16 protein-coding genes are annotated in these 18,436 nt (G+C 53.1%); 10 read left to right on the top strand and 6 right to left on the bottom strand.

Annotated elements, in window-relative coordinates; genetic code table 11:
- Positions 1-88 precede the first annotated feature (88 nt).
- Together COW20_06995 and COW20_06990 are read right to left on the bottom strand one after the other, a co-directional pair.
- A complete protein-coding gene (locus COW20_06995) occupies positions 89-691 on the bottom strand; it encodes a nitroreductase (protein ID PIW48863.1) in 603 nt (200 codons plus the stop codon).
- Between the two features lie 48 nt (positions 692-739).
- Positions 740-1,882 carry a hypothetical protein gene (locus tag COW20_06990; GenBank protein ID PIW48862.1) on the bottom strand — a complete coding sequence of 381 codons (1,143 nt, stop codon included), beginning with the start codon at positions 1,880-1,882 and terminating at the stop codon, positions 740-742.
- A gap of 99 nt (positions 1,883-1,981) precedes the next feature.
- Between COW20_06990 and COW20_06985 the strand changes: the two genes are divergently transcribed.
- From COW20_06985 to COW20_06955, 7 genes are all read left to right on the top strand, one after another.
- On the top strand, positions 1,982-2,776 hold the full coding sequence (locus COW20_06985; GenBank protein ID PIW48861.1) for a hypothetical protein: 795 nt from the start codon (positions 1,982-1,984) through the stop codon (positions 2,774-2,776).
- A gap of 151 nt (positions 2,777-2,927) precedes the next feature.
- Positions 2,928-4,682, top strand: a complete 1,755-nt coding sequence (locus tag COW20_06980; GenBank protein ID PIW48860.1) for an acetate--CoA ligase — start codon at positions 2,928-2,930, stop codon at positions 4,680-4,682.
- Entirely contained in the window at positions 4,679-5,659 is a 981-nt protein-coding gene (gene pdhA / locus COW20_06975) for a pyruvate dehydrogenase (acetyl-transferring) E1 component subunit alpha (GenBank protein PIW48859.1), read from the top strand. Before COW20_06980 ends, pdhA begins: the two co-directional genes overlap by 4 nt.
- Positions 5,656-6,648 (top strand): alpha-ketoacid dehydrogenase subunit beta, encoded by a 993-nt coding sequence (locus tag COW20_06970; GenBank protein ID PIW48858.1) that lies wholly within the window; start codon positions 5,656-5,658, stop codon positions 6,646-6,648. Before pdhA ends, COW20_06970 begins: the two co-directional genes overlap by 4 nt.
- A gap of 7 nt (positions 6,649-6,655) precedes the next feature.
- A complete protein-coding gene (locus COW20_06965) occupies positions 6,656-7,996 on the top strand; it encodes a hypothetical protein (GenBank protein ID PIW49093.1) in 1,341 nt (446 codons plus the stop codon).
- Positions 7,993-8,229: a hypothetical protein gene (locus tag COW20_06960; protein ID PIW48857.1), complete on the top strand. Its 237-nt coding sequence runs from the start codon at positions 7,993-7,995 to the stop codon at positions 8,227-8,229. The genes COW20_06965 and COW20_06960 overlap by 4 nt, the downstream gene beginning before the upstream one ends.
- 221 nt (positions 8,230-8,450) lie before the next feature.
- Positions 8,451-9,047 carry a hypothetical protein gene (locus COW20_06955; protein PIW48856.1) on the top strand — a complete coding sequence of 199 codons (597 nt, stop codon included), beginning with the start codon at positions 8,451-8,453 and terminating at the stop codon, positions 9,045-9,047.
- Between the two features lie 86 nt (positions 9,048-9,133).
- On the opposite strand, the gene COW20_06950 is transcribed toward COW20_06955, so the two are convergent.
- From COW20_06950 to COW20_06940, 3 genes are all read right to left on the bottom strand, one after another.
- Complete coding sequence (locus COW20_06950; protein ID PIW48855.1) at positions 9,134-9,664, bottom strand: RNA polymerase subunit sigma-70; 531 nt, start codon at positions 9,662-9,664, stop codon at positions 9,134-9,136.
- Between the two features lie 239 nt (positions 9,665-9,903).
- Positions 9,904-10,863: a tRNA 5-methoxyuridine(34)/uridine 5-oxyacetic acid(34) synthase CmoB gene (gene cmoB / locus COW20_06945; GenBank protein ID PIW48854.1), complete on the bottom strand. Its 960-nt coding sequence runs from the start codon at positions 10,861-10,863 to the stop codon at positions 9,904-9,906.
- Positions 10,864-10,936: 73 nt separating this feature from the next.
- Positions 10,937-12,430 (bottom strand): hypothetical protein, encoded by a 1,494-nt coding sequence (locus COW20_06940; protein PIW48853.1) that lies wholly within the window; start codon positions 12,428-12,430, stop codon positions 10,937-10,939.
- Between COW20_06940 and COW20_06935 the strand changes: the two genes are divergently transcribed.
- The 3 genes from COW20_06935 to COW20_06925 all read left to right on the top strand — a co-directional run bounded on the left by COW20_06935 (position 12,394) and on the right by COW20_06925 (position 17,420).
- Positions 12,394-14,457, top strand: coding sequence for a hypothetical protein (locus COW20_06935; GenBank protein PIW48852.1), 2,064 nt, complete (start codon positions 12,394-12,396; stop codon positions 14,455-14,457). The two genes, COW20_06940 and COW20_06935, sit on opposite strands and share 37 nt — an antisense overlap.
- 132 nt (positions 14,458-14,589) lie before the next feature.
- Complete coding sequence (locus COW20_06930; GenBank protein ID PIW48851.1) at positions 14,590-16,092, top strand: hypothetical protein; 1,503 nt, start codon at positions 14,590-14,592, stop codon at positions 16,090-16,092.
- Positions 16,089-17,420 carry an EscN/YscN/HrcN family type III secretion system ATPase gene (locus tag COW20_06925; GenBank protein ID PIW49092.1) on the top strand — a complete coding sequence of 444 codons (1,332 nt, stop codon included), beginning with the start codon at positions 16,089-16,091 and terminating at the stop codon, positions 17,418-17,420. The genes COW20_06930 and COW20_06925 overlap by 4 nt, the downstream gene beginning before the upstream one ends.
- Here the strand turns inward: COW20_06925 and cysK are convergent.
- The gene (gene cysK / locus COW20_06920; protein PIW48850.1) at positions 17,417-18,331 is read right to left on the bottom strand and encodes a cysteine synthase A; all 915 of its coding nucleotides are present in this window, start codon (positions 18,329-18,331) and stop codon (positions 17,417-17,419) included. The genes COW20_06925 and cysK overlap by 4 nt on opposite strands.
- Positions 18,332-18,436: the final 105 nt, after the last annotated feature.

Below are 18,436 nucleotides of genomic sequence, written 5' to 3'. Positions count from 1 at the left end.
ATCAGCATAAGCGCAATCAAGTGAGAGCGTCAACGATTCAGCGAAGAGAAAGGGGGACGCATTGCTATTGAGACGGCTTGGCTTCCGTTTACGATCCAAACGCCCAAGTCTTGCCCTGTAAGGCAATTTGCTCAAGTGCTTTACGTTGGCGGGGGGCCTTTTCTTTTTCAAGCTGTTCGGGGCTTAAACCTGATTTCTCTTCTGCCTCACAGGCATAGCCCAGGGCCATGATTGCCAGACACTCCACACTTTCAGCTGGAATTTGCAGGGCTTTTTCCAGTTCTTCGCGTTTGAAACCGGCCATTTGGTGGCTGGCCAAGCCACGGCTTTGGGCCTGCAGAATCAAGGCCATGCTGGCTGCTCCACTGTCATAGGCTGCGTGGCGATTGGGTTTTTGGTTGTGGCTGAAGGTTTTCAGGGCACAAATGACGATCAGATGGCTGGCTTGAGCAGCCCAACCATTGGTGGGATTCAGGCAGGCTTCGACCTCGGCGCGCAGGGCGTCGTTTTTGCCAAAAATCAGATAGCGCCAGGGCTGTTCATTGAAGCAGGAGGGGGCCCAGCGGGCGGCTTCAAACACTTCTGCCAGCAAGGGGGCAGGTATTTCCTGGCTGGGATCAAAGGCGCGTGGGCTCCAGCGCTCACGAATCGGATCAATCAGTTCGGCTTCTGTGGCGGCAGGTTTGTGCATGGTATTTTCCTCGTCAGGTTTTGCGCTCAGTATAGCGCCTGACTGAACTTAGCGGGAGAACTTTGCCAAACGCCGAAAGACGCTGAAAACCTGTTCCGGGAAGCTGCCTGAGACATAGTTGATTCCGTATTTTTCACACAGGGCCTCGACCTTGGGCGCAATTTGTGCCAGACGGTTGGGGGGCAGTTTGGGAAAGAGATGATGCTCAATTTGGTAATTGAGGTGCCCCATCAGCATCGAAATGGGCTCAGAAGCCCGTACATTGCCAGAACCTTCGATCTGTTGCACATACCATTCCGCCTTGTTGTGAGGGGGGGTCTGGTAGTGTTTGACCCCTTCTACCATGTGGCCGGTATAAAAGCTCAGGCCGGTAAACAAATTGCGTAGCAGCATGGCGGTTAGCGTGCCCAGCGTGACCTTGGCAAAACCCTGGGGGCCAGCCAACAGGCCAAAAAGTCCGTAATTATAAGCGGTATGGGGAATGGCTTTGCGCAGATAGCGGAAGAGCGAATCCTGGAATTGTTTAAAATCCATCTGTTTGTACATGCGGGCATTGTCTTCGGCATGGTAGCCCGGAATCGCGAAAGGTGCGATAAAATCGCCAAGGCCTGTGCTCAGGATCGCGATGCTCTGATCGGTCACCAGGCTGTTGAGCACCAGCATGGCGGGTTGAACCGTGTGGTACCAGCGCTTGTCGATTTCTTCACCCAATCTGAAAAAGCCAAAGGTGACGTCAGGATCACGATCGACCTGGCCGGTATAGGAATGGTGAAGAATATTGTGGCGATAACGCCAGGATTCTTCATCAACAGGCGAATTGTGAACATAGTTGTCAGAGTGAAAATCGCTGGCTTCGGGTAGGCGATCCCAGGCGCCATGCTGAGCAGGATGGTGAATTTCGAGATTGTCGAGCTGCAAATGTACCCAGAGCGACAGCACACCCAAACTCCAACTGACAGGATCCCGGCTGAAATGGATCAGCAGGCGGCCGGCAATTTCGCAATAGCGTGAAACCAGATGCACCCCCTCGACATAGCGCAGATCGTCCTCTCCGATTTGGGCGCTGATTTCAGCCTTGAGCTGATCCAATTCGCGGGCAAAAGCTTGAATACGGGCTTGATCAGGGGGGGTGTTGTGAATATCGCGCAGGGTGCTTTGAAGGGGTTCGAAGGAGGGGGTTTGAACTGTCATGCAGAATTACCGAAATATTGTGTGAGATACTTCATGATACAGGATTCAGGGGCAGGATTGCTATAATGCTTTCAAGATCTGTTCTCAGGAGAAGATGCCATGCGCCAGAGCCCTGTTTTCGCCTTGATGCTCTTGGCTGCTTGCCAGAGCAGCCCCTCTCTGTCCCCCCCCCAGACTTCTCCGACACCCGCTCAGACCTCGCTGGCGCCCTCTGCGCTGCCGGTCAGCTCCTCGCCGCTGGTTTCTGCAAGTGCCGGCTCCTCGGCTTCTCCCTCTGCCAGCCCGGTGCTAACAGCAATGCCCCAGGCGACGCCCCAGGCAACCCCGCAGCCAACACCCTCACCCAGCGCTGAGCCGATTGTTTTCAGTGAAACACCCGGTTGTTTGACGCCTCCCGCCAGTGGCAACAAAGTGCGCAATGGAGATTTTGAAACCCCTGTCGTCACCAAGGTGGGGTATCAGATTGTGGTGGATAATTTTGACAGTTGGAAGGTAGATTCTGGAACGGTCGAACTGGTGGGGACGCTCTGGAGTGCAGGCTCCGGTGCGCAATCGCTTGATTTGGATGGGAAGTCCTATGGCAGTCTCTCGCAATCCCTGGCGACTCAAGCAGGGCAGGCCTATCAGCTGAGCTTTTGTTTGAGTGCCAATCCTGATGGACTGCCCAAGTTGAAGCTGCTTGAGATTTATTGGAATAATCGCTCCTTGGGCAAATTGAGTGTCGACAGCACGGGCAAAGATCGGGTCAAAATGGGTTGGGTTACGCGCAGTGTCAAGATCCCGGCAGATTGGACCACTGCTGAGGTTACCCCGCTGAGGATTCAAAGCCGCAACAGCAGTGGCGGATCTTGGGGCGCTGTTTTAGATGCTCTTGTGGTTTTGCCTGTCTCTTAGCGGATTTTGGCGGAGTTCCTCCCTGCGAATATGGCGAGGGGATTGTCTGTCATTGATTTATATCAATTAATTCCTTATTTCAGATAATTTTGGGTTTAGCGCGTTGAAATATAAACTATAGACGTAAAGCTCTGTCTAAGGGAGTCTGACTATGTCTTGGCAAATGATTCATAAAAACTCAGAAAGCTTACCTTGTAAACCGAATCTTGAAGACTATCAAGCGCTGCGTTCACAGTTTTCTTGGGAGGCCCTGCGTGCCGAACTTGAAGCCACTCCCAGTGGGGGTTGGAATATTGCCCACAATGCGGTCGATCGCCATGCCAAGGGCCCGCATGCCAATAAAACAGCGCTGCGTTGGCTTTCAGAGGCCGGGCCTATTCAGGACTTCAGCTATGCGGATCTCAAAGCACTGAGCAACCGCTTTGCCCATGTTTTAGAAAAACTGGGGGTCAGCAAAGGAGAACGGGTTTTTGGGCTGACCGGCCGAATTCCTGAACTCTATCAGGCTGTTCTGGGTACTCTCAAAAATGGCAGTGTTTTTTGCCCGCTTTTTTCAGCCTTTGGCCCTGAGCCAATTAAAGCCCGTATGCAGATTGGCAGTGCCAAGGTTTTGGTGACCACCCCGATGCTCTATAAACGCAAAGTGGCTCCGATCCGGGCGGAACTGACCACCCTTGAACACGTGATTGTGGTGGGAGATAAAACCCCTGAAGGTACGCTGAATTTTACTGAACTGATGGCTGAAGCCAGCCCTGAATTTACACTGTGTCCCACCGAGCCCGAAGATATGGCGCTGCTGCATTTTACCAGCGGCACCACGGGCAAACCCAAGGGGGCGATTCATGTGCATGAGGCCATTCTTGCCCATTATGCGACTGGCAAACTGGCCCTTGATTTGCACCCTGAGGATATTTTCTGGTGTACGGCAGATCCAGGCTGGGTGACGGGTATTTCCTATGGCATGCTTTCACCGCTCAGCAATGGTGTGACCTTGATTGTCGATGAAGCCGAATTCAATGCGGAGCGCTGGTATTCTATTCTGCAGGAACAAAAAGTCAGTGTCTGGTATACCGCACCTACCGCTGTGCGTATGTTGATGAAGCTGGGGGCAGAGCTGACCCGCCAATACCAGTTCCCGGCGCTGCGTTTTATGGGCAGTGTCGGTGAGCCGCTCAATCCCGAAGGTGTGGTTTGGGGGCAAGAGGCTTTTGGCATGCCGTTTCATGACAATTGGTGGCAGACTGAAACCGGTGCGATCATGGTTGCCAATTATGTCAGCGCTGATGTCAAGCCCGGCTCTATGGGGCGTCCTTTACCAGGCATTGAGGCTGGCATTGTGCGCCATCTCGAAAATGGGCAGGTTGAAGAAATTCAAACCCCTGATACCGAAGGGGAATTGGCACTGCGTCCCGGTTGGCCCTCGATGTTTCGGGGCTATCTGAACGAAGAAGCCCGATACCAGAAGTGTTTCAGCGATGGCTGGTATCTCAGTGGAGATTTGGCCAAGCGCGACGCCGATGGCTATTTCTGGTTTGTGGGCCGGGCCGACGATGTGATCAAATCGGCAGGGCATTTAATCGGGCCTTTTGAGGTGGAATCTGCTTTGATGGAGCACCCAGCGGTGGCCGAAGTGGGTGTGATTGGCAAACCCGATCCTGTCGCGATGGAGATTGTCAAAGCCTTTGTCGCACTCAAACCTGGTTTTGAAGCTTCTGAAGCGCTGCAAATGGAATTGATGGGCTTTGCCCGCAAACGCCTGGGGGCAGCTGTGGCCCCCCGCGAAATCGAATTCCGTCTCAATCTGCCCAAAACCCGCAGTGGCAAGATCATGCGACGGTTGCTCAAGGCCCGTGAATTGGGCTTGCCTGAGGGCGATATCTCAACCCTGGAGAGTGATGAAAAATGACACATCCTGAACGCACACAGGCGCTTGAATTTCTGCGCCAGATGAAACGAATCCGCCGTTTTGAAGAAAAATGTGCGGAACTCTACAGTGCCACGAAAATTCGCGGTTTTCTGCACCTCTATATTGGGGAAGAAGCTGTGGCTGTGGGTGTGATGAGCGCTTTGGCCGCTGAAGATGCTGTGGTTGCTACCTACCGTGAACACGGGCAGGCTCTGGCAAGGGGCATTGAGATGCCACCATTGATGGCCGAAATGTATGGCAAACAAGAAGGCTGCAGTCGGGGGCGGGGAGGTTCGATGCATGTTTACGATGCTGCGACCCGTTTTTATGGCGGCAACGCGATTGTTGGTGGGGGCTTGCCGCTGGCCGTGGGCCTGGGTCTGGCTGATCAGATGCAAGGGCGGAAAAATGTAACAGCCTGTTTCTTTGGTGAAGGGGCGGTCGCTGAAGGGGAGTTTCATGAATCCCTGAATCTGGCAGCCCTTTGGAAGCTGCCTGTGCTCTTCTGCTGTGAAAACAATCTCTATGCCATGGGCACGGCCCTGAAATATACCGAATCTGAAACAGATATTCACCGCAAGGCCGAAAGTTACCGGATTCCCGCTGAAGTGGTTGATGGCATGGATGTCAAAGCCGTGTCAGAAGCGGCACACCGTGCCGTGGCGGCGATTCGTGAAACGGGGGCCCCCTATTTTCTGGAGTTGCGTACCTACCGTTTTCGCCCCCATTCGATGTTTGATGCCGGGCTTTACCGTGAGAAGGCAGAGGTTGAAAATTGGAAAAAACAGGACCCAATTGAAAGCTTCAGCCAGTGGCTGCGTGAGCAGGGCTGGCTCAGTGATGAGACTTTGGCAGCCATTGAGCAGCAGATAGAAACCGAGCTTCAGGCCGCCGTTGATTTTGCTGAAGCAGGGTCTTGGGAACCCCTCGAAGACCTGGCCCGTGATGTTTATACCCCAGTCGGAGGCCCCCTATGAGTGCGATGATTCAAACCACCTACCGTGAAGCGATCAAAACCGCAATTCGTGAAGCGCTTCAACAAGATTCCCGTGTCTTTCTGATGGGGGAAGATGTGGCCCATTATGGCGGTTGTTATGCTGTCAGCAAAGGGCTTTTAGAGGAGTTTGGCCCGGAACGGATCCGCGATACCCCTTTGAGTGAATCGGGCTTTGTGGGGGCCGGAATTGGCGCTGCCCTGGGCGGCATGCGCCCGATTGTCGAGGTCATGACGGTTAATTTCAGTTTGCTGGCCCTCGATCAGATCCTCAACAATGCGGCCACGATCCGACATATGTCGGGGGGGCAGTTTTCGGTGCCAATTGTGATTCGCATGGCCACAGGGGCGGGCCGACAATTGGCGGCCCAACATTCGCACAGCCTTGAAAATCTCTACGCCCATATCCCCGGTTTAAAGGCGATTTTTCCAGCCACGCTGGAAGATGCGCGCGGCATGCTTTGGACAGCCCTGCAAGACCCTGACCCTGTGATTATTTTTGAATATGCCGGCTTTTATAACAATACAGGTGAAATTGCTGAAGACGCTGGGCCTGTGGATATTGACCGTGCCAAGGTGCGGCGTGAAGGTCATGACCTCTCGATTTTTACTTACGGAGGCAGTCTGTTTAAGTGTCTCGAAGCTGCCGAACAACTGGCCCAGGAGGGCATCTCTGCGGAGGTGGTGGATCTGCGCAGTCTGCGCCCTTTGGATCAAACTACGATTCTGGCCTCTGTGCGCAAAACCCACCGTGCGCTGGTGGTCGATGAGGGCTGGTACAGTGTCGGGATTGCCGCTGAAGTGATCGCCCGCATCAGTGAAAAGGCCTTTTATGATTTGGATGCTCCCCCTGCTCGGGTCTGCTCGGTTGAGGTTCCCATCCCCTATCCCAAGCATCTTGAAGATGCTGCCTTGCCGCAGGTTGGGCGGATTTTGACCGCCGCCCGGGAGGTCTTGGGCCAAAATGTCTGATTTTTTGATGCCCTCTTTGGGCGCCGATATGGAGGCCGGGGTCTTGATGGAATGGCTGGTCAAGCCCGGAGATCGGGTGGAACGCGGTCAAATTGTGGCTGTGGTCGAAACCCAGAAGGGAGCAATTGAGATTGAAATTTTTGAAGACGGGCAGATTCAGAGCTTGGAGATTGTGCCGGGGACCGAAGTACCTGTCGGAACCGTACTGGCTCGCTTGAGTGCCTCTGATGCACCTGTTCTGCGCTCTGAAGCGGTAGCAGAGTCTGCTCCGACACTCCCTGAAGCGCCTGCTTCTGCTGTGTCTGACACAGTCTCAATCCGAGCTGCTGAACTGGAAGTTCCTGCCGCTGCTTTGGCCCAGCATTCAGCAAGTGCTGAGCGGCTGCGGATCAGCCCCCTGGCCCGGCAACGGGCACGCGAATTGGGCTTGAGTGAGGCTGTTCTGGCCCAGCTCACAGGCACGGGCCCACAAGGGGCACTCTGTCTGCGGGATATTGAAAAAGCCGCGCAAACTCCGCCTGGGGTCTCGCCGCTTGCTCCCCATGCCAGCCCTTCGGCCCGGCAAAAGGCCCTGGAGTTGGGCGTTGATTTGCAAAAGGTACAAGGGTCGGGCCCCCATGGCTTGACTACGGCAGAAGATGTTGAGCGAGTGGTTTCTCAACATGCGCTTGAAAAACCTGTTCAGAACCCCATGCGGGCCGCGATTGCGGCGGCCATGAGTCGCTCCAAACGTGAAATTCCGCATTATTATTTGGCGCACAGCTTTGATTTTGAACCTGCTCTGAGCTGGCTGGAAGCGCTGAACGAGACCCTGCCGATGGAAGAACGCCTGGTCTATGCCGTGCTTTTGGTCAAAGCCGTTGCTTTGGCCCTGAAAAAATTCCCAGAAATGAATGGGTTTTGGCAGGAGGGGGCGTTTGTGCCTCTTGAGCAGATCGATATCGGTCTGGCGATTTCATTGCGCACCGGAGGCCTGGTGGCCCCCGCACTCAAGCAAACCGATCAAAAAAACCTCAAAACCCTGATGGCTGAATTCCGTGATTTGGTCAATCGCTCCCGTGGGGGGCAATTGCGGGCTTCTGAAATGCGCGGCGGGACAATTACCGTGACCAATCTGGGAGAGCAGGGAGTGGAGAGCGTTTTCCCTGTGATTTACCCACCCCAGGTGGCAATGGTGGGCTTTGGAACTGTTTTGGAGCGCCCTTGGGTCATCGAGGGGCAGATTCTGCCGCGAAGGGTGATTCAGGTCAGTCTGGCGGGTGATCACCGTGTCAGCGATGGCCACCGGGGGGCGATGTTTTTGGCGCGGATCGAAAAACTATTGCATAAACCGGAGAAACTCTTATGACGCAAGCAGAATTGAAAGAGCTTATTTTGAAAACCCTGGTGAGCGTGGCTCCCAATGTGGACCTGGATGAAATCGAGGCCGATGAGAATTTTCGCGATCAGTTTGATTTCGACTCGATGGATTTTCTCAATTTTGTCACGGCCCTGGGCAAGGCTTTGGGGCGTGAAGTGCCTCCCCGTGACACCCCCAAACTGGCAAGTCTGGAAGGCTGTCTCGCCTATTTTTCTAATTAAGCGGAATCCTAGGGGAGACAGGCACCGGAAAAGTCCAGCCCTGTTAAAGATCGGCCAGTGCTCTACCGCTTGATTTCGTACCAGAGCAGGGAATAGGTTGATTGGGGTTGAAATACAGAGGATATAATTCTTTGTGCCCTATTTTAAGTCTGAGGCTTGATCTTTTGGCTTGTAAAAGTTAAAATTATATTAACATCAGATTAAGTTTAGGAGCTACCCCCATGAAACGTTTCCTTCTGGCAGCTGTCGCCACTTCAGCCCTCTTTACAAGCTGCGCTTCCCAGACCCTGCCCCTGGTTACTCAGCCCCGAATGACTGCTCCTGTCAGCCAACTCAGCCGTCAATCCACGGTTCGCTCCGATGAGGGCCTGCGCAAGGGAGTGGTTGAGCTGCGCAAAGTGCGTTTTCAGAAATGGGATACGAATATAAGCGGGTTTTTAACGCCCGACGAAGTCAGTGATGAACAGATGGCTTTGCCCGGTGTGATCACGGGTTTCAAAGATTACGATAGCAATGGAGATGGCAAGATCTACCTCGAAGAGTTTCTGCGCGAAGACACGATTCAGTTCTGGATGGGTGTGATTCGTCCCAAACTGGATGAACTCTTCAGCAAGCATGATCTGGATGGCAACCGCCTGATTACCCAGAATGAAAATGCCAAACTCAAGCTCTTTTTCAGCCCCTGGCCCAAACTCAAAGGCGGCGATCTGAACAGTGATGGCGTGATCACCTTCAGTGAATTTGAAGATGCCTATATGGAAATTTTGCCTTTTTTCCAGCAAACCTCTGAAAAACAGCAGACCTTGCCCCAGTTCTAAACATTTGTTTCTATTCAAAAGCCCTGCCAGAAGCAGGGCTTTTTGCTTAGAGAAAGTCTTCCGCTAGACTGTGGGGGGCCAGAATTTTAGGCCGGGCAACTGCAATTGAGGCAGGCTTGCAGGGAATCGGTTCCACAGGTTTGGGCCAATTGACGGCGCAAGGCCTGGCGGGCCCGGTGTAAACGTACCGATGCATTGTTGGGGCTCAACCCCTGTTCGCGAGCGACGGTCTGAACCGGTTTTTCGTCAATATCTACGGCCTGAAGCAACTGGGCATAACCTGGGCGCACCTGTTTCATGATCTCCAGGATACAGGCGCAGCCTTCTTCCTCATCAGGTAATTCAGGTGTTTCGGGAGCTGCCAGGTTTTCCAGCGGCTCTTGGCGTTGTTGGTAGCGCAGTTCATCGATCAGGGTATTGCGTACAATGGTGCGAAACCAAGCTTTTAAATGCCGGGGATTTTCAAGTCGGGATAATTTCTCAAGGCCTTTGATCAGGGCTTCCTGAACGACTTCTTCAGCCAAATCGGGAGAGCCTGTGCGCTGAAGTACCCAGCTCAACATCTCCGGGCTGAGGGCTACCAAAGCCTCTTTCAGTTCAGACTCTCCCGTTTTCATGGTCTAAGCACCTGGGCAATTGCATTCCGGTGGGCAGGTGCAAGTGGATCCACATTTGCATTCGCTGCCACAGCAGCACCCGCCATCAAGAGCAGGGGCTCCACATTGGCAATCCTTACAGCAATCCTCTGACATGGGTCAATCTCCTTGGGTTTAGAATTTCAGAAACTTGTTCTGTGTATTCTTAAGACGCAGCAGATGCTAAAATCTTACACTTTTTAGCAGATGAATTCCAAGCTTCAGACTTCTGCCACAAGGGTGGCGCGTAAAGGAGCAGGATAGCCTTCGACAGTTCGGTTGGAATCTGTGGGGTTGAGAAAATCCTCAAGAGACTCCCAATCCATCCAGTCTGTGCGCTGCTGCTCTTGCAGGCTTGTGCGGTTGAGATTGACCAGGCGGGGATTTTTGAAGCCTGTCCGGCGCAGCCAGAGCAAGAGCATTTCGGTTGAGGGAATAAACCAGACATTGCGCATTTTTGCATAGCGTTCCTCAGGCACGAGCACGGTTTGAGCATCGCCCTCAATCACCAGGGTTTCAAGTACCAGTTGCCCGCCGGGGCGCAATTGGGCCTTGAGCTGATTGAGAAAATCAATCGGGGAACGGCGATGGTAGAGCACCCCCATCGAAAAAACCGTGTCAAAGAGGGGCTTTGCGGGCAAATCATCCACACCGAGGGGCAGCAGATGAACCTGAGGATCGGGGTGAAAATGTTGAAAAACCTGGAATTGGGCCAGAAAAAGAGGAGACGGGTCTATCCCGATCACGGTTTCTGCGCCTGCTCCCCGTATACGCCAGAGATGGTAGCCATTGCCACAGCCAATATCCAGTACATTTTTGCCCTTCAGGGGAGCAATATGGGGCAGCAGGCGCTCCCATTTCCAATCGGAGCGCCATTCGGTTTCAATTTTCAGGTCAAAGAGTTCAAACGGGCCTTTGCGCCAGGGTTTGAGTCTTTGCAAGAGTTGATAGAGCTGTTGCTCCTGGCCGGGGGCCAGATCGCTGGCCTGCCCAATGCGCACGGTATTTTGCAGATCAATCTCGGAGGGTTGAATATGCGGCAGAGAGGGAATCAGTTGCAGCCAGTTGCGATCGCGTTGGCTCACCTCTTCGCGTTCCCAGCGTGCCAGACGGGCCGGCAGGCTTTCCAGCCAGGGGGCCAGGGAGCCCTGGCTCAGGGTGCTGTAAAAGGGGCGAAACATGCGTGACTCCTCAGAAAAATTTGCCCCAGTATAGCATGGCGATCTTGTCTGCTACAGCGTTTTTGAGGCAGCCTCAGGGAGGTGGAGGCAGCGGGCTATTCCCTGGAGGTGGAGGCAGGGGGCCGCTTCCCGGCGGCGGTAGGGAGCTATCCGGTGGCGGAGGTAAACTTGAACCCGGGGTGGGCGGTGGTGTACTGTCAGGGCGGGGGAGCACAGTTCCTTCAGGGGGGGGCATGGAGCTATTTCCTGGCAGGGGTGCGCCAGGCGGCGGAGAACTGCTGCTGGTGAGGGCTCCTGCTGGGGGGCCTTCTCCCGGTCGGGGTGGGGGCAGATGCTGGGGCAGAATCTGGAAGTGATCCGGCGGCAGGCCCAGAGGCTGTTGCGCAAAGCGATCCGGGGGACGGCGTCGGGGGTCAAACAGGCGCTGATCGGGAATCGGTTTGCGGCCAATGCGTTGAAAATCCTGCTCAAGCAGTTGGGCTTGTTGAGCTGCACGTTTTAAACGGGTCTGTAAATCTTCTTGGCTGTCGTCTTGGGCATCTGCCAGGGCCGGTTTGGCCAAAGCTGGTTTGGCTTGCTCCAGCCGGTGCAGATCGCGTAAATCCAGGGGCAATTCGAACTCGTAAAAAGGCACGCCTTTGGGAGCCAGTTCAGCTCCCAGTTCGGTTTCGAGATCCTCTTCGATTTCTTCGATTTCAATCACCTGATTGGCTTCATCCAGATTGGCAACGGTACTGAAAAACTGCTTGTCCTGAGCTGCCACTTTTTCGGCAATGGCGGGCAGGCGCAACACTTCATCGGCACTGCTTTTTTCACGGATGGCGGTAGCCAGTTTTTTGACCTGTTCTCCCGAAATGCCCAGTTTGGTGACCCATTGTTGGCTGGTGGTTTGAGCGACCTTAAACTGCTGATTCTCAACCTCGAGAATCACATAAAAACTGCGATCGAGAAAAACCCCTTCTTTGGTCAGTTTGGCGCTGTCTTTTTTCAATTCTGCGACCTTTTGGCGGCTGAGGCTTTCGCCCCTTACCTGTACCGCCAAAAATTCAGGGGTGGGAATTTGTTCTTCAATATTTTCTTTGACTTGATCTTGGTATTTTTCAAGTAATTCTGTGCGCAATTCCTGTTTCTTTTGCTTAAAGGTTTCTGAGCTGTGAATACTGGGGGATTCTGTGACACTGCTGCCTGTAAATGTTTGATCAAAAACAGTTTGGCTGATAAAGAAATTGAGGTTTTTATCTGCGTCGCTCCCCAGCGTTATTTCTGAGGCGTCGATCTCCCGGCCATCGAGATTGGCTTTGACGATTTTGACCTGATCCAGGTTGACCCCTTTGGGCAAACGGTATTCTGAGAGGCTGTCCACGCCGTTCGCGCTGGCCTGATGGGTGGCAGTAATGGCGACGGCTGTTCGTTTGAAGTTGTTTTCTTCTGCTTGGCTGGCCTGACTTGAAGCTGTGGGGGCTGGGCTTTGACTGCTGGCTGAGGGGGGCGTACCGGGTGAACAACCGATCATGCTCAAGGTAAGCGAGCATGTCAGTGAGAGACTTCGCAATTGATTCAGCTTCATTCAAATTATTCCTGATCCCAAGATTAACCCTTGTTATAATACAAAGAATGAAGTATTGTCCAGTCATTTTTAGGTTTTTAATTGGGGTGCTGTTTCTGACTTCCTGCCATGCGGCGGAGTCTGTCAACGCGCTTTCGGAGTCTGTTTCTGCTCCTTTGCCCAAGACATTGATCGCGGTTTATATGGTGGGCGGCAATCTGGAAGATGACGCCAAACCGCGCAATGGTATTCCCGATGAACAGGAAATGGAGGGCCCCAGCCTGAAGGGCGCAGGTACGGACGATCTCAAGGAGATGGTTGCTGCTTACCAGACCCTTTCTTCGGTTCAAAAAGAGGCGCTGGATATTCATGTTGCTTTTGGGGGAGCGCGCAAAGCGGGTTGGAAAGGCACCAAATACGCCGATATGGCCTGCTTGGTGCAAGACAGCCAGGATCAGTATTTTGGCAATGATCACTGTTACCAGCAGCAGATTGAGAATAACAATATGTCCAGCAGCGAGAGCCTGGCTGCCTTTCTGAAATTTCTCAAACCTTCGCTCAGCCAGGCTGAACGCAAAGCCCTGATTTTTTGGGATCACGGGCTCTCTTATCTGGGCGTGGGCCAAGACAGTACAGCGCCCAGCAGCGATGATTTCATTACCCTGACCGAGATGAAATCGGCTTTCTCTGCTTCTGGGGTGCATTTTGACCTGATGGCTTTTGATGCCTGTCTGATGGCCAGTCTTGAAGTGGCCCGTGTTATTTATCCCTATGCCCGTTATATGCTGGCTTCTGAAGAATTGGAGCCTGGGCATGGCTGGTACTATACCGATGTGCTCACTCTATTTGCTCAAAACGCGCATCTGGATATGGCTGCCTTGGGTAAAAAACTGGTGGACTCCTATCTGGATACTCCCCAGCATAACCGCTCTAAAAACAAATACAAAACGCTTTCCCTTTTGGATTTAGAACAGGTCAGCCCCCTGATTGCTGCCTTGACGGGTTTAACGGCTCAGATCAACTTTCAGAAGTTCGAACCGCTTTTACAGGCGGTTGAAAACAGCCAGCATTTTGGCAAAGAACCTCAAAGCGATATCTCCTATTCGATTGATCTCAAAGACTGGTTGCAAAACCTGAAACAGAAGCAGCCTGAGGCTTCTGTTGCTGCAGAACAGGCCCTGAGCCGGCTTCAGTCTCTGGTGGTCTATGCCCGCCACGATGATTCCAAACCCAATGCCAATGGCGTTTCGATTTATTCGCTGAACAAAAATATGAAACCCCAGTATGGTCTGGAGCAGGCCGTCTCTGAGCCCTGGCTGAATTTTGCCGGAACCTTTGTCAGCACAGGCAGCCATGATCAGGAAAAACCCGTGATTTCAACTGAAAATTTCAGCCTGCAGCAAAACGCAGCAAAACTCTGTTCGTATCAGGGGCGTCAGGGGCATTGTCTTAAAATTCAGGACAATCTGGGCATTCGTGAAGCGGAACAGGTCTTTGCCCTCAAAGCGGACAGCCGTTATCTCTTTCTGATTGGCAGTGAGGTTTTGCATCCGCTTGAGCAGAACAGTCAGTATTTTGCACCTGTTTGGAATGGCGAATGGTTGTTGCTCTGCGATGGCAATTGTCAGACAGGTTTAAGTCTTTTTCCGCCAGCTTATTTTGAAGCTTTGACCACTCAGGGTCACCGCATTTATTCTTCAGAGGCTTTGCTGAACGATGAAAAAGTCGTGTTTTATTTGGAGATGGATGCGAATAACCGGGTGGTGAGTCAATGGGCCATTCCCTATTCCGTCAGTCAGGACGGCCGTGTTATTTTGTCTCGGACTCAGCTCAATATCGCGGCGGGTGACAGCCTGCAGTTTTTTTATCAGGTCTATGATACCCAGGCCCAGGTGTTGGTCTGGAAAAAGGGCAGCCAGCTCCGCTTTGGCCAGACGCCGGTTTGGGATTTTGCTCAAATCAACGCCAGCAAAGCCTATTTCTTTCAGGCCCAGGATTATCAGGGCAATACCAGCCTCAGCCCACTCTATGAAGTGCAGACAAACTGAGGCCGTTGCTGCAGCGCTTTGTCTAAGGTGGCCCACCATGAGCGAGAAGATTGCTTTGACGGTATTCTTGCGTTTCAGAATACTCAGGAATTTTGGGTGTGCATGGTAAGATAGGAGCAAGGAAAATACCCTATGCGAAAAACTATCTTAGCCCTTTTCTGTCTGAGTCTGAGCCTGTCTCAGCCTGTTTTCTCCCTGACCCTGGAAGAAGCCGCCAGTGAGGCTTATCAGCATCAGGACTATGCCCGTGCCTTGACCTTGCACCTTGAGCTTTTGAATGCACAACCTGATAGTTCCGACCTGCATTACCGGGTGGGTACACTGGCGCTGCTCAATGCCGAGCCTTTGCTGGCGCGCAGCCATCTTCAAAAAGCACTTGAGCTTCAACCGGATTGGGTGGAGGCGGTCAACCATCTTGGTTTGGCTTATCAGGCTCTGCAGGAACCTGAAGCTGCCCGGCAACTCTATCTGGAAACCCTCAGACGGCGTCCGCTGGCGCGCGTGCTTTGGCGCAATCTGGGGGAGCTTGAATTGCAAAGTGCCCACTTGGATGCCGCTCGGGAGGCTTGGAAAAAGGCTTTGCTCTTAAAAGACGATTCCACTTTGAAAGCCCGCTTTGAACAATTGCCGCAGGCTTCTGCATCACCCTTTGCACCTGCGGCTGCCCTTGCCGCCTATCGTCAAGCGGTCAGCCTTGAAGAACGGGGAAAAAATCAGGCTGCACTCAAGGCATTTCAGGCCTTGCTCAAGACCTGGCCTGACTGTGTGCCTGCCCGTTTTCGTCTGGCCCGTCTCTTGTTGGCAGAGAAAGAATACCCTGCTGCGCAAATGGCTTTTGACGCTGTTTTGAACCAAGAACCCGAATATCCGGCTGCTCTGTTTGAACGGGCCCGTCTGCGCATCAGTGCAAAACGATTGAGCGAAGCTGAAACCGATTTGGGCCAGGTCCTTTATCTCCAACCTGACTATGCACCGGCCCGCGCTTTATTGCTTCAGCTTTTGATTGCCCGAGGTGCGAAAAGCGAGGCCCTGCAATTTTTGGATGACTGGTTGCGCCTACACCCTGAGGATCAGGAAAGCCGCTTGCAATGGGTAGAATGGCAGATCAAGGCAGGGAACCGTTCAGCTGTCAAAGCTTTTTTATTGCCGCTGATCGAGACCCATTCTGCTTCTGCTCAGGATTTGTATCTTGTTGGCAAATTGGAGTGGCAGGAAGGGCAGAAAGACCTTGCCCAAGAGAGATTTTCTCAGGCTTTTAACCAGAGTCCGAAGGTGCCGCTTCTGGCGCAACCTGAAGTCGCTGAATGGCAAAGTCAGACAGGGCATGCTGCTCAGGCTTTAACAGGTCTGAAAGCTTATCTTCAACACACTGGCAAAGATCTGTCCGCGCTGGTTTTGGGTGCTCAGTTGGCCTTACAGGAGCATCAGCCTGCTCAGGCTCTGCTTTGGCTTGATCAGGCGCGTAAACTCAAGCCCAATTTACCAGAACTGGATAAGTATTTTGGTTTGGCATGGTTACAGCAACGCAAGCTGGATTTTGCCCGTTTGGCTTTGCAGCGCTATTTAAAAGCTTCTCCCCATGCTGCAGACGCTTCAGCTCTGGAGGTGCTTGTGTCCAGTCTGAAATCTCCCTGATGACGCAAAAGCTGAATCTTGAACCCTATCGTCACCTGCTGGAACAGGTAGAACCGATCTTGCACAAGGGATGGGTTTCACAGGTGATTGGGCCGGTCATGGAGGCCGAAGGGCCCGCCGTGCATTTGGGCGAATTGTGTCGGGTTCAGTCTGGAGATCAGCAGATTCGGGCGGAAGTGGTGGGTTTTCGGGGCAATACGGTTTTGCTGATGCCCTTGGATGAGGTGCAGGGCATACGTGCGGGCAGTGAAGTGATTGCCACAGGCATTCCCCAGATGGTTCCTGTGGGGCCTGAACTGTTGGGGCGGGTGATTGACCCTTTGGGAAATCCGCTCGATGGAGGGCCCCCTCCCATGACCCATCACCGCTATCTTTTGGATGCCAATCCCCCCAATCCCATGACCCGTCAGCGGATTACTGAACCCTTGTCTTTGGGAATCAAAGCGATTGATGGCCTCTTGACCTGTGGTAAAGGCCAACGTCTGGGGATTTTTTCGGGGTCTGGGGTGGGCAAAAGTACGCTTTTGGGCATGGTCGCCCGCTATACCACAGCTGATGTAAATGTGATCGGTCTGATTGGCGAAAGAGGCCGTGAGGTACGTGATTTTATCGAAAACGATTTGGGGGAAGCGGGTCTCAAGCGCTCTGTGGTGGTGGTTGTGACTTCTGATCAACCCGCCCTTTTGCGTATCAAAGGGGCCTTTGCCGCGACTGCAATTGCTGAATATTTTCGCGATCAGGGCCAGGATGTGGTCTTGATGATGGACTCGATTACCCGCTTTGCCATGGCCCGTCGTGAGATTGGGCTGGCGATTGGGGAACCCCCAGCCACCCGAGGCTATCCGCCTTCTGTTTATGGTCTTTTACCCCGTCTACTGGAGCGTTCAGGCACTTCTGACCGGGGTACGATTACGGCGCTTTATTCTGTTCTGGTAGAAGGGGATGACCCCAACGAGCCCATTGCCGATACCGTTCGCGGGATTTTGGATGGCCATGTGGTGCTTTCGCGTGAGATTGCCAGCCGCAATCAATACCCAGCGATTGATGTTTTACAGAGTATCAGCCGCCTGGCTTTGGAATTGGCGACCCCCGAACAGAAACAAGCGGCAGCCTATTTGCGTGAATTATTGTCTACCTGGCGGGAGGCAGAGGATCTGATCAGCATTGGGGCCTACAGTCAGGGCAGCAGTCCCCGAATTGACGCGGCGATTGCACGTTATGAGGATATCCTTGATTTCCTCAAACAGCCGATTGACCAGGGGTATTCCTATACCGAAACGCTGAATACCTTGGTAAAGGAATTCACCCCCAAGCCGAAAAGGGCCTAGAACAGATCTTCGACAGAAAGATAGCGTTCGCCGGTATCGTAGCAGAAAGTCAGAATACGCGCGTCTGTCTTTAATTCTGGCAGCTTTTTGGCGACGGCTGCAAGCGAAGCCCCAGAGGAGACCCCCAGAAAAATCCCTTCTTCGCGCACTGCTCTGCGGGCGGCAGCATAGGCTTCCTCTTTTTCAACCTGAATGACGCCATTTAAAACCGAGCGATCCAGATTGGCAGGGATAAAGCCTGCGCCAATGCCCTGCAAGGGGTGGGGGCCCGGAGAACCGCCACTGATCACGGGAGAGGCAGCCGGTTCTACAGCATAAACCTGGAGTTCAGGCCAGGTTTGTTTGAGAATTTGGCCCACTCCGCTGAGATGACCCCCTGTGCCAACGCCTGTAATCAGAATATCGAGGCCCTCAGGAAAATCGGCAAGAATTTCCTGGGCTGTGGTCTGACGATGAATCTCGACATTGGCAGGGTTTTCAAATTGTGAAGGAATCCAGGCTTTGGGATGATCGGCTGCAATTTCACGGGCCCGCTCAATCGCGCCTTTCATTCCTTTTTCACGTGGGGTCAGCTCCAGTTTTGCGCCGTAGGCTGCCATCAGCCGTCGGCGCTCCAATGACATGGATTCTGGCATGACCAGCAATAGGCGATAGCCTTTGACGGCGGCAACCATGGCCAGTCCAATGCCTGTATTGCCTGAGGTGGGCTCGATAATCAGGGCGTCGGGCCCCAAAAGCCCCTGGCGTTCGGCATCTTCAATCATGGCAAGGGCAATGCGGTCTTTGATACTTCCACCGGGATTGGCGCGCTCAAGCTTGAGCCAGACTTCGGCCTGACTTTCAGCAAACAGGCGGTTTAAACGTACCACGGGTGTTTTTCCAATCGTTTCAAGCACATTATTGTATTTCATAGTTTCTCCTTGATCAGGTTTCATGGGCAGGTAAATTATAATTTCAATAGAACATAGTTTTGTGTTTTAGAGCAAGGATTCATCAGCAGAACATCGTTTGGCTTG

The organism is bacterium (Candidatus Blackallbacteria) CG13_big_fil_rev_8_21_14_2_50_49_14 (assembly GCA_002783405.1).
Lineage (GTDB): Bacteria > Cyanobacteriota > Sericytochromatia > UBA7694 > UBA7694.
This window is presented reverse-complemented; position numbering and strand designations above follow the sequence as displayed.

Bases quoted from the DNA above. Each gene is read 5' to 3' on its own strand.
- COW20_06980 (PIW48860.1), top strand. From the start codon at position 2,928: ATGTCTTGGCAAATGATTCATAAAAACTCAGAAAGCTTACCTTGTAAA.
- COW20_06965 (PIW49093.1), top strand. From the start codon at position 6,656: ATGCCCTCTTTGGGCGCCGATATGGAGGCCGGGGTCTTGATGGAATGG.
- COW20_06930 (PIW48851.1), top strand. From the start codon at position 14,590: ATGCGAAAAACTATCTTAGCCCTTTTCTGTCTGAGTCTGAGCCTGTCT.
- COW20_06990 (PIW48862.1), bottom strand. From the start codon at position 1,882: ATGACAGTTCAAACCCCCTCCTTCGAACCCCTTCAAAGCACCCTGCGC.
- COW20_06995 (PIW48863.1), bottom strand. From the start codon at position 691: ATGCACAAACCTGCCGCCACAGAAGCCGAACTGATTGATCCGATTCGT.
- COW20_06940 (PIW48853.1), bottom strand. From the start codon at position 12,430: ATGAAGCTGAATCAATTGCGAAGTCTCTCACTGACATGCTCGCTTACC.
- COW20_06985 (PIW48861.1), top strand. From the start codon at position 1,982: ATGCGCCAGAGCCCTGTTTTCGCCTTGATGCTCTTGGCTGCTTGCCAG.
- cysK (PIW48850.1), bottom strand. From the start codon at position 18,331: ATGAAATACAATAATGTGCTTGAAACGATTGGAAAAACACCCGTGGTA.
- COW20_06955 (PIW48856.1), top strand. From the start codon at position 8,451: ATGAAACGTTTCCTTCTGGCAGCTGTCGCCACTTCAGCCCTCTTTACA.
- COW20_06960 (PIW48857.1), top strand. From the start codon at position 7,993: ATGACGCAAGCAGAATTGAAAGAGCTTATTTTGAAAACCCTGGTGAGC.
- COW20_06950 (PIW48855.1), bottom strand. From the start codon at position 9,664: ATGAAAACGGGAGAGTCTGAACTGAAAGAGGCTTTGGTAGCCCTCAGC.
- COW20_06935 (PIW48852.1), top strand. From the start codon at position 12,394: ATGTCAGTGAGAGACTTCGCAATTGATTCAGCTTCATTCAAATTATTC.
- cmoB (PIW48854.1), bottom strand. From the start codon at position 10,863: ATGTTTCGCCCCTTTTACAGCACCCTGAGCCAGGGCTCCCTGGCCCCC.
- COW20_06970 (PIW48858.1), top strand. From the start codon at position 5,656: ATGAGTGCGATGATTCAAACCACCTACCGTGAAGCGATCAAAACCGCA.
- pdhA (PIW48859.1), top strand. From the start codon at position 4,679: ATGACACATCCTGAACGCACACAGGCGCTTGAATTTCTGCGCCAGATG.